Annotated in this window: 13 protein-coding genes; 10 read left to right on the forward strand and 3 right to left on the reverse strand. The window is 36.6% G+C overall.

Annotated features, from left to right (window positions below):
• Window positions 1-40 precede the first annotated feature (40 nt).
• The 7 genes from DN068_RS07505 to DN068_RS07535 all read left to right on the forward strand — a co-directional run bounded on the left by DN068_RS07505 (window position 41) and on the right by DN068_RS07535 (window position 8,793).
• Complete coding sequence (locus tag DN068_RS07505; protein WP_110998363.1) at window positions 41-2,362, forward strand: N-6 DNA methylase; 2,322 nt, start codon at window positions 41-43, stop codon at window positions 2,360-2,362.
• Window positions 2,343-3,755 (forward strand): restriction endonuclease subunit S, encoded by a 1,413-nt coding sequence (locus tag DN068_RS07510; RefSeq protein WP_110998287.1) that lies wholly within the window; start codon window positions 2,343-2,345, stop codon window positions 3,753-3,755. The genes DN068_RS07505 and DN068_RS07510 overlap by 20 nt, the downstream gene beginning before the upstream one ends.
• Before the next feature lie 10 nt (window positions 3,756-3,765).
• Window positions 3,766-5,244 carry an AAA family ATPase gene (locus DN068_RS07515; protein ID WP_110998288.1) on the forward strand — a complete coding sequence of 493 codons (1,479 nt, stop codon included), beginning with the start codon at window positions 3,766-3,768 and terminating at the stop codon, window positions 5,242-5,244.
• Entirely contained in the window at window positions 5,228-5,851 is a 624-nt protein-coding gene (locus DN068_RS07520; protein ID WP_110998289.1) for a retron system putative HNH endonuclease, read from the forward strand. Before DN068_RS07515 ends, DN068_RS07520 begins: the two co-directional genes overlap by 17 nt.
• 163 nt (window positions 5,852-6,014) lie before the next feature.
• Window positions 6,015-6,305: a helix-turn-helix domain-containing protein gene (locus DN068_RS07525; RefSeq protein ID WP_110998364.1), complete on the forward strand. Its 291-nt coding sequence runs from the start codon at window positions 6,015-6,017 to the stop codon at window positions 6,303-6,305.
• Between the two features lie 2 nt (window positions 6,306-6,307).
• A complete protein-coding gene (locus DN068_RS07530) occupies window positions 6,308-7,768 on the forward strand; it encodes a DNA primase family protein (protein ID WP_110998290.1) in 1,461 nt (486 codons plus the stop codon).
• 107 nt (window positions 7,769-7,875) lie between these two features.
• Entirely contained in the window at window positions 7,876-8,793 is a 918-nt protein-coding gene (locus DN068_RS07535; RefSeq protein WP_123985277.1) for a DUF6371 domain-containing protein, read from the forward strand.
• Between the two features lie 171 nt (window positions 8,794-8,964).
• On the opposite strand, the gene DN068_RS07540 is transcribed toward DN068_RS07535, so the two are convergent.
• The 3 genes from DN068_RS07540 to DN068_RS21955 are packed head-to-tail and all read right to left on the reverse strand — an operon-like array spanning window position 8,965 to window position 11,401.
• The gene (locus DN068_RS07540; RefSeq protein ID WP_110998292.1) at window positions 8,965-10,008 is read right to left on the reverse strand and encodes a hypothetical protein; all 1,044 of its coding nucleotides are present in this window, start codon (window positions 10,006-10,008) and stop codon (window positions 8,965-8,967) included.
• Window positions 10,009-10,035: 27 nt separating this feature from the next.
• Window positions 10,036-11,160, reverse strand: a complete 1,125-nt coding sequence (locus DN068_RS07545) for a radical SAM protein (protein WP_110998293.1) — start codon at window positions 11,158-11,160, stop codon at window positions 10,036-10,038.
• Window positions 11,161-11,203: 43 nt separating this feature from the next.
• Entirely contained in the window at window positions 11,204-11,401 is a 198-nt protein-coding gene (locus DN068_RS21955; protein ID WP_123985278.1) for a hypothetical protein, read from the reverse strand.
• 639 nt (window positions 11,402-12,040) lie between these two features.
• On the opposite strand from DN068_RS21955, the gene DN068_RS07550 reads away from it, so the two are divergent.
• The 3 genes from DN068_RS07550 (at window position 12,041) to DN068_RS07560 (ending at window position 14,188) form a co-directional block, all read left to right on the forward strand.
• Window positions 12,041-12,298: a hypothetical protein gene (locus tag DN068_RS07550; protein ID WP_110998294.1), complete on the forward strand. Its 258-nt coding sequence runs from the start codon at window positions 12,041-12,043 to the stop codon at window positions 12,296-12,298.
• A 104-nt stretch (window positions 12,299-12,402) separates the two neighbouring features.
• Window positions 12,403-13,563 carry a cell envelope integrity protein TolA gene (locus tag DN068_RS07555; RefSeq protein ID WP_110998295.1) on the forward strand — a complete coding sequence of 387 codons (1,161 nt, stop codon included), beginning with the start codon at window positions 12,403-12,405 and terminating at the stop codon, window positions 13,561-13,563.
• Between the two features lie 313 nt (window positions 13,564-13,876).
• Complete coding sequence (locus tag DN068_RS07560; RefSeq protein WP_110998296.1) at window positions 13,877-14,188, forward strand: SHOCT domain-containing protein; 312 nt, start codon at window positions 13,877-13,879, stop codon at window positions 14,186-14,188.
• Window positions 14,189-14,353 lie beyond the last annotated feature (165 nt).

The raw sequence follows: 14,353 nt of genomic DNA on the forward strand, positions 1-14,353 counted from the left end.
CCCAACTTTTAAAAAGCAATCAAAACATTGAACAATGGTTATGGAAGTAAAAAGAAATGGCAATAAGATTTTTGCCCCATTGATCGGCAAAGAATTGATTTGTACACCTGAGGAAGAAGTTAGACAACAGTACATTGTTCACTTAGTAAACCAATATGGCTATTCACTAGACCAGATGGCTCAAGAGGTAAAAGTCAACAACTCTAAAAGAGGTCAGGGTAAAGCCCGGGCAGATATTGTAATCTGGAAAACTAAAGAAGACCGAAATTCCGATAATAGTCCAATTATCGTTATTGAATGCAAAGCAGAGCAAATCACCATTCACGAAGAAGACTACTACCAAGGATACAACTACGCATCTTGGGCAGGTGCTGACTTTTTTGTAACCACCAACCTGAAGGATACAAAATTCTTTAAAGTTGTAAACGGTAGAATGCCTAAGAAACTGGAAGAAGTCGTAGAAATACCGAATGCTATAGAACTCTTTGATAAAAAGAAAATCGAAGGGCTCTTGACCAAGACAAAGGCATTTACGCGAGATGAATTTAGCAGGCTACTATTCAAATGCCACAACATCATTCGCAACAATGACAAGCTATCTCCCGAGGCTGCATTTGACGAGATCAGCAAGATTCTCTTTATGAAAATTCGTTATGAAAGAGAGCAGGCAAAAACAAAAGCTCTTTTCTCAGAGGAAAAATTCAAAGGGCTTCGAAATGCATATGTTGAAACTACGGGCAGCAGTGGAAAACCTTTCTTTCAACACTTTTTTGACTTGACTAAAAAAGTTTTCGAAGCGGATGAAATTTTTGACCCAAACGATACAATCAAGATTAGAGAAACAAGCTTTTTACAAATTGTGAAAGAGTTGGAAAAATATAATCTTTCTGACACCTCTGATGATATAAAGGGTATCGCCTTTGAAGAGTTTTTAGGTAGAACATTCCGTGGAGAGCTAGGCCAGTTTTTTACTCCACGTACCATAGTAGATTATATGGTTGATGTACTTGACCCAATGGAAGGTGACATAATTTGCGACCCTTGTTGTGGCAGTGGCGGTTTTTTAATCAAAGCATTTGAATATGTTCGGGATAAAATAGAAAGAGATGTGCAAGGCCAAAAAGAGAAGATTAAAAAACACTACTTTGGACAGGACTATAATACTTTACCAGAAAAGAGACAAGAGGAGTTGGCCAAACAAGTAGATGAACTATTTGGCAAATTCAATTTCGAATTGGATATACATAACCCTAGGGGCAGACTTAAGACGCTTTCGTATGATTGCATCTTCGGGACTGATGCCAATCCAAGAATGGCGCGTACTGCCAAAATGAATATGATTATGCATGGTGATGGCCATGGTGGAGTACATCATCATGATGGTTTATTAAACGTCAACGGGATATTTGACGGGCGTTTTGATGTCATATTAACAAATCCCCCCTTCGGTTCCCGGGTTAATAAAACCTTAAAGGTCACCCCTTCCGATGTTCCTAATGAAGATAAAATCAGATTTTATGAAAAGAGGTACGGTAGCCATTACAGAGAGGCTGTTGTGAAACAAATTCAGGATTGGGCTAATTATGATAATGGTCACGGTGAGAGCCGAGGAAAAGCCTTATTGGACATTTTTGACGTTGGAGCTTGGAGTGGATTGACAGAAGTACTCTTTATAGAAAGATGTCTTAATCTTTTAAAACCGGGCGGCAGAATGGGCATTGTACTTCCTGAGGGTGTCCTAAATAACACTGCTTTGCAAAAAATTAGGGAGTACGTTGAGGGCAAAGCTAAATTAATTAATATAACATCTATACCGCAAGACGTATTTGTCGCGTCTGGCGCCACTGTCAAGCCTAGCTTATTATTCCTTAAAAAATTTACCCCCGAAGAATACGAGAGTTATCTAAAAATCGTTGAGGATTCTACCAAAGAAATAAAGAACAAGTACGAGCCTAAACTGAACGAATTAAAAACAACTTTCAAAAAAGACGAAGAGACTTTTAAAGAGAGTCGCAAAGAACTTAAAGAACTTAAAAAAAGATATTCCGAAGAGATAAAACGGATTGAAGATCTAATAAACATTGAAATCAAATCCATAGTAAAAGAACGTTTCGATTACCCCATTCCAGTTTTTGAAATAGAGAAAGCCGGCATCTCCAGCACTGGAGCCCCCTGCGAAAACGAATTGGTAGAAGTGGCTGCAGAGTTTAGAGCATATCGAATGAAGGCAAATCTGTGGGATGAACCAAAGAAGGAAGTTCAGTATCCTGTGGATGAAAATGGAAATATTGCCCGATTGCAATTAATTAATGGAACAAGAGTAACCGAACCGGAAATTTTTTATGAAGCATATGCAAACTGAGACGGTATTCAAATACCTAAACGAAGTGCGCTTTAAAACTTTGTCGAATTGGAGCGCTGGCACCATATTAAGCAATAAAATACTTTATAAAGATGGTTTCAACCTAGAACCAATCAGGAATCTTATTCTTCGAAATAGGGAGAGGGAAATTCTAGAGGATGACAAAGCATATAAACAAGTAACTATAAAGCTTTATAGCAAAGGTGTAGTTCAGCGTGGTGATGAATTAGTATTAGGAAAAAATATCGGTACTAAAACTCAATTTCGTATTTCACAAGGTCAGTTTATTATGAGCAAAATAGATGCTCGTAACGGGGCTTTTGGCATTGTGCCTGCCGAACTCGAAGGAGCCATTACAACTCAGGATTTCTTAAGCTATAATATCAATACAGAAAGGATACTACCGGATTTTTTTAATCTAATCACGGGAACAAGACACTTTGCTGAACTTTGCCAACGTGCTAGCTCGGGCACTACTGGCCGGCAGAGAGTAGATGAAAATGCCTTCTTAGAATTCAGAATTCCGGTGCCCTCTATTAAAGTCCAGAAGGAGATATGTTCAGAATTTGAAACGAATATGTCATTGGCAAATGAGGCTGAAGAATTGGCCAATAACCATGTAGAGTCACTAAAAGGGATATTTGAACCTATCCTCAAAATTAAAAACGATGAGAACAAAGGAAGGTTTTCTGTTTACAGTTTTACTGATTTAGATAGATGGGATTTATGGAACAGAACAGTAGAATTAAAATCAAATTACCCATTAAAGAAAATGAGTCAGCTTATTAAGTCTATTAATACAGGTACGACTCCTCCTACGACCAAGAAACACTATTTCGAACCTGGCGAAGTGAATTTTTTCACCCCAGTTGATTTAGGGACTGAAAAATATTTAGTACAAGCAGAACGAAAAATATCGCTTAAAGCAATTGAAGACAAAAAAGCAAGAGTGTTTGAAAAAGGAACATTACTGTTTGTTGGAATTGGATCTTCAATTGGCAAAATAGGCATCGTAGCCGAACAGTTTGCCTGTTCTAATCAACAAATAACCGGCTTTTTAATTGATACACACCAGGCTTTGACAGAATATGTATATTACTATTTCAAGATGTTCAAAGAAATTACAACTTTGGAAAAAACACAAGCAACATTGCCTATAATCAATCAGGAAAAAATAAACAACATACCAATCCCCTTACCTCCAATGGAATTTCAAGAGCAACTGGTAAAATCAATTGACGAAATCGAAAATAAGATAGCATTTCTTAAAAATGCATCTGAAAATTCAAAGAAAAAGGCGAAAGAACAATTCGAATCAGCGATTTTCAACACCAACCTTCAATTCAGCCAAATTTCTTCTAGTCAAATGCTAGGATTATTAAACTCACTTTGAATGAACAATTATGAAACTACTTACACTAGACATTAAAAACTTCAAGTTATTTGAGAATTTATCAATTGACTTTCAAGATAGCGATCATATCGCGGTGTTCATTGGAAAAAATGGGTCGGGAAAAACAACGCTAATCGAGTCAATAGTACAAATATTCGCTCCTCTTCTTAGCACAAAAGATTTTAAATCTTTGGAAAAAGAGTTTTTCTCTTTTCAATTTTCGATTACTTATTTGCTCAGACGAGAAAAAATTACCGAAACATCTTTCGGGGGCGAATCGTTTGTCAACTACATTGTGGTAGAAATATCGTTCGACGACAAGTTGCAAATGAAATTGCACGAAGGCACCCAAACTATCGAGGGTTTTTCTGAAATAGAAAAGCATCTACATAGCAAAGGCGAAACGTTGGCTTATGTTTTACCTGACAATCTTGTAGTTTACTACTCAGGAATCTCTAACAGCATTTACAACATCTACAGTAAGTTTCAGAGAGAACTAATTACAGGGACCCTTACTGGAGAAGTTAAATTTGATCAGCCATTTTATTATTTCCTTCCACAGAACCTCCCGGCCATTTTGATTGGCTTATTGAGCTACGAATACGGAGATGTGCCAGATGCGCTACGAGAACAATTTGCAATCACTGGATTTTCTACAATTCGGCTCAATTTCAAAAAACCAAATTGGGCAAAATCTAAATCTGTGCCGGAAGATTTTTGGGGAGCGATGGGGGAATTAAGTCAATTCATGAATATTTTAAAAGGATCTACTACAGCGACTTTTAAAACAGATTCCATCTCGTTCACCATAAAGAACAAGTCCGAACTTGAAAAAATTTGGAGTTTTTACGGAACTGAAAAAAGGCTTTTCGAATACCTCGTTTCTTTGCAATCAAACGACTTTCTCGAAAGCATTGATTTGGTACTATTTAAGAATAACCGTGAGGTTGGCTACAATAATTTAAGTGAGGGTGAAAAACAACTGTTGATAATTACAGGATTAAAAGAGCTGCTAGCGGCTGACAATAGTTTGTTCTTGTTAGATGAACCAGATACCTATCTACATCCAGAATGGAAACGAGAATTTGTTTATCGCTTGTTCAAGGAAACAGAAGATCTTTTCAAAAATTTTTCCATAATCACAACTCATTCACCGAACATCCTATCTGCGTTAAAAAAGGGACAATTAAAAGTCCTAACCAATGAAAACGGCAAATCGAGGATAAAAGAAATTTCATTTAACCCATACGGGAAGCCGGTCGATGACTTGCTAACTGATTTCTTTGACTTAGAAGGATTACGCTACAAAAAAGTTCAACATCAACTTAATGACGCTTGGGACTTTATTAGAGCAAATAATTATAAATCTGATGAGTTTCAAACACTGTTTGGAGAGCTAGAAAAAGATCTTGGAAAATCAGACAAAGCACTATCAGATATTAGGCTTGAAATCACAAAAAGAATTAAGCTAAATGAGAAAAATAAATAAGGCACATGCTTTGGCTTCTTTCTGTGATTTTAGCCACCAAAACCCAGGAGCTGACTGGAATATCGATTTTAGCAGACCGGGGGCTAGAGGACATCCAATTTATATAGACACCAGAACAACCATTTTAATTGGAGAGCAGGACTGCATTTGTGGCTATTCGGAAATCCCGATTGAAGATGAGCGGGATTGTCATATAGACCATTTCAGAAAAAGAAGCATGTTCCCCCAAGACACTTTTAACTGGAACAATCTAATCGCGGCATGTAACCACGAAGCTTTCGGTGCAAAATACAAGGACAACAAATCAGGCATAAGACAACTAGATTATGCCAATATTTTTGATCCAGTAGTGGATGCAGTTCAGAATTATTTCTATTATAACGAGAGGGGGGAAATTGAACCGCACCCTAAACTCTCTGATCTAGTATTACGAGCAAAAGTTCAAAAAACGATTGAAGTATTTAACCTTCAAGATAAAAGCCTTGTGAATAGACGTAAAACAATAATTGAACAAATCAAATCCTATACAGACTTAACTCAAGCCGAGATTTTTAACGCCTTAATATCGGCAGGCTTTGTCAGCCTAATTGAACAATATACCAGCTAGACAGTCAATTAATTATTATCCCGAAACAAACCGCCAAAACGCGACTAAAAAATAGGTCGTCTTTTGGCGGTTCATTTTTTCCATTCTATTCCATTTTTGCTCATAGTTAGCCATTGCTAACGTGCACTGCGCAGTGTTACTCACATTTAAATGGTTCAAAAAAATGGACACATTACAATCTATTGAACAAAGGCTTGCCAACATTGAAAGCCTGCTATCTGGCGTAAAGACCGTCCTAACGCTTACGGAAGCTGCGGAATATTGTCGGCTATCGCAATCCTATATGTACAAACTTACTAGCGCAGGACTGATACCACATTACAAGCCTGCGGGCAAGATGCTTTATTTCAAAAGAGAAGAGTTGGATGCGTGGATGTTACGAAATGAAGTAAAAACATCAAGCAGCATTGACGCACAAGCGACAAATTATGTGGTAACTAACAAAAGAGGTTAACAATGGAGCATTCAAATCATGAATCATTGAACCCTAAATTTAATTTGGATGACTTTCGCAAAGAAGCGAAAGACTGTATTCAAAGAGGTTCGACCAAGCCAATTAATCATGCCGACGTTTTAGATAGATTACTCGACCAGATTGAGCCAATAAGTTTCTGTGAATATCTGGAGATGCCAGAAGGTGAAGACCTAAAACAGAAGCATATTATCGTTGCAATTATAAAACGATTATTAGAAGTGGCATCAAAATGGCGTTGGAATTTATCGAAAGTTTACGATTATACTTATGTCTATAATGGCGCGTACTGGCAGCAACTTGACAAAGATGAAATGAAATCCTTTTTAGGAAAGGTCGCTATAAAAATGGGCTGCCCAGAATATGAAGCTCGACATTTTGAATTTAAAGATAAGCTTCTGAAACAATTCTTAACTGATGCTCATTTGCCACCGCCTCCCCCAAAACAGGATAATATTCTTGTCAACTTAAAGAATGGTACGTTCGAATTTACAAAATATGGAGGAAAATTGCGCGAGTTCAATCCGAAAGATTTCTTAACCTACCAATTACCCTTTGCGTATGACGAAAATGCCAGATGTTCTCTATATGATGACTATCTAATAAAAGTCTTACCTGACAAAGAAAGCAGAGATATAGTACAAGAATTTTCAGGATACATTTTCACTACACTTCAGCTGGAAAAACTGCTTCTTTTGATCGGTAGTGGCTCAAATGGGAAAAGTGTGTTTTTCAATATCCTTTGCGCATTACTAGGACGAAACAATGTTCTGACGTATTCCATGGGTTTATTCTCCCACGAATACAATAGAGCCAAGTTAACGAATGTCTTAATCAATTACAGCAGTGAAAAAGGCACAGAATTAAATAGCGACACGTTCAAAGCTTTAATCAGTGGCGAGCCTTTGCAGGCACGGGAAACTTATGGAAAAAGCTTTACTCTGTACAACAAAGTCAGATTCATTATCAACACTAATGAACTACCTAAAGAAACGGAACACACAGAGGCTTATTTCAGAAGATATCTTATCGTCAGGTTCGACGTTAAAATTCCAGAAAGTGAACGAGATATTTCACTTGCAGATAAGATCATTGACAATGAGTTGGCTGGCGTATTTAATTGGTTATTGATAGGCTTAAAAAGAATACTGGAGCAACAAAAATTCACCAATTGTGAAAAATCAAAAAAAGAACTCGAAGAGTTCAAGAGGCAATCGGACAGCGTTGCATTGTTTATTGACGATCGTGGCTACGGCTCATCCACCAATAAAATCACCCTGGCAGAATTGTATAACGACTACAAAAAATTTTGCACCGACGACGGATATAAGCCTGTTAGCAAAAACAAATTCTCCACGAGATTAGAAAACAAAGAATTTGAAAAAACAAGACTTAATGGGGGTTCAACAGGCTTCTTTATTGGGAAAATGCAATTGCATAGTTAAAAAAAATACTCATAAATAGTTTTCACTTTTTCACTTTTTCACTTTCGCTCCGCCCAAGTAGAGAGGCAAATGAAAAAGTGAAAAAGTGAAAACTAAAAAACTCTTTTATGGCATACACATACAAGCTAGACAACCGGAAACAACATAAAAAATTCCAATGCCCAAGTTGCGGAAAACAAAAATCATTTGTTCGCTACATCGACAGTACAAACGACAATTATTTGCCGGAACAATATGGGAAGTGCGACAGAGAAATAAACTGCGGATACCATAACAATCCATACAAAGATGGCTTCGCTAAGGAAAATATTAAGCCGCACCACAAACACACTTTGAAGCGTCAAGCGTCGCCGATTCCTCCTTCGTTTATTAGTAATGATATTTTTTCTGGCACACTCCGGCACCATGACGAAAACAACTTTGTACAATTTTTAATCACGCATTTTGGAAAAATCACTGCGACTGATTTAATAGAACGATATTACATAGGCTCATCAAAGCATTGGCATGGGGCCACCGTATTTTGGCAAATAGATATTTCCAAAAGAATTAGGACGGGCAAGATTATGCTTTATCACCCTCAAACAGGTAAGAGAGTTAAAGAAGGAGGCAATCACATCAATTGGGTGCATAGCGTCCTAAAAATGCCAGCATTCAACTTAAAACAATGCTTTTTTGGCGAACACCTTCTGAAATGCGAACCACTCAAACCCGTGGCGATAGTTGAAAGCGAAAAAACGGCCATTATTGCAAGTGCCTATATACCGGAATACACTTGGATGGCCGCTGGCGGTCTAGCCAACCTATCATTTGAAAAATGCGAGGTTCTACGCAATAGAAATGTAACATTATTTCCCGACGTCAATTGCTTTGACAAATGGACTGAAAAAGCGAGAGAATTATCATGCGTTACAAACTTTATTGTAAGCACTTTATTAGAACAAAACGCCACGGAAATAGAGCGACAAAAAGGACTTGACATCGCAGATTACTTGATAGAGACTCAATCAAATAAGCATCTCTAGATATTCTAAAAAACAACCCAAAAATGGCAACAAACCAAATGGAACGGGTCGAAAGCGATTAAAAGCGGCAAACGAATTAAGCTGCTGCCTCTGACAGAACGGTGCATCCGATTTTAGACGTCAGAAAACTATTACTCGAAACAATAAAATATATCTCTACAATAAGTCTTTTTACTTCCCATAAAACATACTAACCATATATAAAATAGCTTTTTTCATATCGGTATTAAGATGATTATTGAATGGCATTAATGATAATTTTCTAAAGCCATTACTTATCTTGTTTACATTATATTTTCCGAATGAAATTTCATTAACATCGTCTGAATCAATTATCACTTTTGACCAAAAATTAAAAAGTCCATACCAAACAAAACATGCTTGAGCCAAATTATCCGTATTAATAGTATTGCTTGTCCAAGGAGATTGAACCAACGCAGCAGATGTTGTATCGTCAATGAAAAAGGCACCGTGCGTTGGCTCCAGCTGATAAAGAACGCTGTGAATTGCTTCATGAATTATAGCATCCATTATTACTTCTACTGAGGTAGCATGACTGTTAATAATCAAATTTAGACCTGCTAAGCCCCTGAATGAGGCTGAACTAAATCGATCATGTTCGGTCATTTCCGTTCTTAAAACAAGACATTCTGTACCAATTGCAACCAATTCCCATGTCTTTTCGGAAAGTTCCGATATTCTTTGGCATATCGAGGTTATTTTCGAGAGCTCAGTTTCTAAGGTATTAAATGAAAGCATGCATAAATCATTGCCTCCCCTATTCATTCCCGGAATTTTTATGCTAGACTTTGCAGAAAGCGGTAAAGGGTAATTTACTCTTTGCTCCAAAGGCATAGAATTATTTGCACGTCTTAAGCCGTCTGCTGGAATGTTTTTAAAATCATATTTTGAAGGAAGCTTGTTTAGCCAGGACAAATAAGAGAACGCATATTCCAATAACCGTAATTTGGTATTTTCCTCATTTTTAAGATTGCCGTAAAAAAGTTTTGCAACAAATGGAATTCTTATAAAAGAATGAAATTCTGTTTCATCCATCTGATCTAACAAAGACTTTAATTCCTCAGAAATCTCATCTTGACTGGAGATTACTGCATTTATCTTACCCAATAAAAAAGATTGATATTCCTCACAGATAAAAAGGGATACATCATTCTTCCATTCCAGAGATTTTGCAAACTCTAAATATGCATTCATGATACATTAGATTTACTTATTAGTAAGCTAAGAGGTAAGAATAGCTTTCTTAATATCGGCCTCAATTGTCGCACATATATTAAACAGTGCATCACAGTATACCGATGGGGATCGAAAATCAATACCATTAAATCTATGAGGCATATACCCCCCTCCACACATTCCTAAATATCTACATTGACTACAATTCAATGGGATATTCATTGATTTTTGAACTAAGCTTTTTACAGACTGGTTTTCTTCAAACTCTGTTATAGAGTTGTCGAGAACATTTAATCCTAATTTTGTAAAATCTTCACCGCAACATTTAAAAGTGTCTAACGGCTCCATCCCGCCATCTGTTTCAATTACAAAGATGTTAGCATCGTTTGTTCCAAGTGAATCTAAAGAAGGGCTTTTTCCGAATACAGCCATAACAAGTTCGCGAAAGAATCTGATGTCATAATCAGGGTCATCAATTTCCCTCCAACGTATATATGCATTTGCGAGAAATTCTGTATAGACAGAGATATTGTCCGTTGCACTAGGATAATGGGGAGATTGAATAACATAATTTTGGTCAGGAAGTAAAAAATCTAGCTTTTTTACACCTAGATCATGAAAATAATCTACAATCTTAGCACCTTGAACGGTTGGATCAATCACCGCGAGACATCCAGAAAATATATCCTCCGCTTCCTGCTGCAATAGCTTGATCTTACGCTCTACAATATGCGCTGTAGCATTGCCGTTATGCAATTTACGCCTCTTGTCGTTCACATAAGATGGGCCATCAAGGCTTATTCCGACAATGCAATTGTACTTCCTAAAAAGATTTATCCATTCTTCATTGAGCAATAAAGAATTGGTTTGGACGGTAAACCCTACCGAAACCCCTCTTTTATGGCCAATTTTAGTAATGGATGAAAATAATTGTTCCATAATAGGAACTCCTGCCAATAGAGGTTCCCCACCATGGATTACTACCAGAAAATTGTTGCCGATGTAATTATTAAAGTATTCATCTAGCCGTTCTAAAAATCCCGCAATAACAGCCTGAGACATAATCTTAGGCTGGTTCATCCAAGTTTGATCAGCTAATTCATACATATAACAATATGTACACTTCATATTGCAACGACTTGCGATCTTTAATACACACGACGCCAACATCGAATCTTCAATGAATAGGAGGTGAAAAAATTTACTCTAATTATTAGATCTTATCTGGGGAACTACGGGAAAATGCACTCCTAGAAAAAGGTGCAGCTAAATCTTTTTCTGAATCTGGAGTTAAATGAGCTTGAGACGCTAAGCGTTTCAACAATCGCTCGTGAATTGAGTTAATATGTTCCTCTGTAAGCATGTTACGATTGATTTCAAAAGTAAACTTTGATGTTGGATTGTTTTCCATAAATAAATAATTAATGATTAAATGATATTTTGAAATAACTCTCGGATGAAGATAGTGTTTTTATTTTAATATAAAAGCGTTAAAAAGAATTAAAATGCAATAAGCATTTCATTTTTTTGATCATAACCGCCATAGATTCTAATATGGAATAAATGTAGTTAATTGAGATTTCGGGCAGGCGGTAACGTCAAGCTTTGGAAAACTCCTTAGGACGTGAAAATTAAAATTTCAAATGTCCATCAACTGTTTTTTGAATAGGAAACGTAATAAAATTACGATGCACGAATACACTGATCAAATTAGCACGAAACACCTTCCTCCGAAAAAATTTCGAGTCCACCCGAGTACATTGCAGAAAATGCCTAAGTATTTAGCTCGTAGGATATAAGGTAGATATTGTAATTTGCACTGACTAAACAAAAATAATAATGTCATAAAAGAGGAGTAATCCGTTATTTATAAAGTTTTTATCGGTTGATGCTATCCTGAATTACGACCTTAGAATTAGCACTTACACATTAACGCGATACGCCGCATGGCGTAGTTGCGTCTTTTGTGTAAGATGGGCGTCGTAACCCAAGGATAGCGAAGGATTGTCAGCTACGCTATTTTTTTTTATCATATCCAAAAATTACAACAATGGATTTTTTAGTCTATGGAGGTTTCATGCTACTCGTGGTTTTAGCATTTTATCTGGTGTATCGCTATTTCGGATATCTAGAGAGCAGGAAAAACTTGTTGCATACGGAATATCTGGAGGCATTAGAATCTGGAGATAAATCCAAAGCGTTGAATGCAGGTAGAAGATATTATGCCCACGTAAGAGGTGGCAATCTTTCCATTTATGACGAACAAGCAATCGCAAATGATCTTAGTATAATGAAACCTCATGATTAACTAACATTTATACATCAACCCCTCAATGGAATCCAGTAACACGATGAGCAGCAAGCAGAATGTCTGCTATACTATTTTGTAAAAAACGAAGACACATTGAAAACATGAGAAACACACTATTAATAATTACCCTTGCATTTAGTATAAAAAGTTCCGCCCAAATTGAACAAGTTGAAATAAAAACAAAGCCCGCTGCAAAACTTGCAATACCTCCCTATGATAGTCTAAATAGAGACTATCATATTCATGGCGACCTCACTAAAAACGAATTCAGCAAACTCCGGGAGCTTATTGGGCAGGAACTTACTGTGATACCGAGATCAAAAAAATATACTAAATATTACAACTTTAATTTCGATCCAAATCAAGCTTTTTTTAGTCGAGCTGATTTAAATGGCACAAGAAGCAATTACAACGATTATGACGGAAAGAAATTAAGAATAACTGATTTTGTCATCTTAAATAGTTCATACGACGAAAACGAAATATCACGCCTTGTATTTGAGTTGGTGGATGAAACAACTGGAAGTAAACTCTATTGGTGTTTTTACTGGATTGGCAACATCTCATATCCCGATATTCCACGCCCATTACTAATGCAAGGACACTATGAAAAACTCAAATTAAAATATGTTGGTAAAGATTTCGTTTCTACCAGCAGTAGCTCAAATATGTTCTTTGATAATAATACTGGGGATAGTGTTGACATGCAAGCAGGAAGTATGTGGAAATGTATAAAAATGGCGTATGGAGACTATACAGATGACCCGTATCAAAAATTAACTGCAGTCTTAGTCAGTGATCGGGGCAACGAAATTGTGATAGAATTTGCGAATCTGACCAAATATTTTATTAGTAAAGAGCAACAGTTGAAAAACATCGAGGAACAAAAACTCAAACAGGAAGCAGAAAAAGCAGAAGAGCAACGAAAAGCAGAAGCAAGTGCCAAACAAGAAAAACTACAAAAAATTGCAAATGCCAAGCAAACCGAAGACGCACGTAAAAAATCGATAGCGAATGCCGAACGCAAAAAAAAGAGACAAGAAGACTTGATTACGAAATATGGATATAATTATGGTACAGCAATAGCCAATGGAAAAGTAATAATTGGAATGACTAAGGAAATGTGTATTGCAGCTTGGGGTAAGCCAATTAATGTAAATAGCACAATCACAGCAAACGTCACGCAAGAGCAATGGGTATATAACATGAAGACATATCTATACTTTGATAAATTTGGGAAACTTACCGCAATCCAAAATTGATAAATCATTCAATAATTGCTTTATGATTCTATCTGAAGCAACAAATTCAACACAACTTCTAGAAGGCTCATAGTTTATTATAGCACGACTAAAACGGGGGTTTAAGCTAAGTTATGACGAAAATTCATATAGCAAAATTGAATAGAGCTCTGCCTACTTTACCAAGCACCTCACCCCCTCAAAAAGACGTAAAATTTGAACTCAAAAATGTCGAAGCCTCGTACACTTCACTCATAGGGAATTAAAGGAATTTATGCCTAAATACGCCTTGAAAAACACAAACAATTACCAGTTAATAACCCAATAAAAATTTATGTACATTGTTATTGTCCCGCTTTCACTATTATCGCTGATCATGTTATTAGTTTACTCAGCAATGCGTAGAAGGGTAAAAAGCGACTATCAAAACTGGCAGAATAATTTAGAATTGGACAGACAAATAGCGAGTTCTTACGCCCAACTTGAAAGTCAAAAAAATAAAAAAGTAGGTGACGTAACAAAAGACGATGCTGATGAGCTAAAAAAATGGCATGAATTAAAAGTTGCAGGAGCCATCACCGATGAAGAATTTGAAAAACAGAAAAACAGAATTCTAAACAAAGATGTCGAACCTGATGAGAGTTAACCTCCCCTCAAAAGTCAACAGTATTGCGCTTTTTGTTACTCTATTGTTACTTTGCAAAACACAAATAAGCTAAGAGCACCGACTATACTGCATCACACGCAATTAAATTTTCCCCGTCTGGGGCACACTACAAAAAAGAAAAGCCGATCAGAGATGATCGGCTTT

The sequence above is a fragment of the Taibaiella soli genome, assembly GCF_003236175.1.
GTDB lineage: Bacteria > Bacteroidota > Bacteroidia > Chitinophagales > Chitinophagaceae > QKTW01.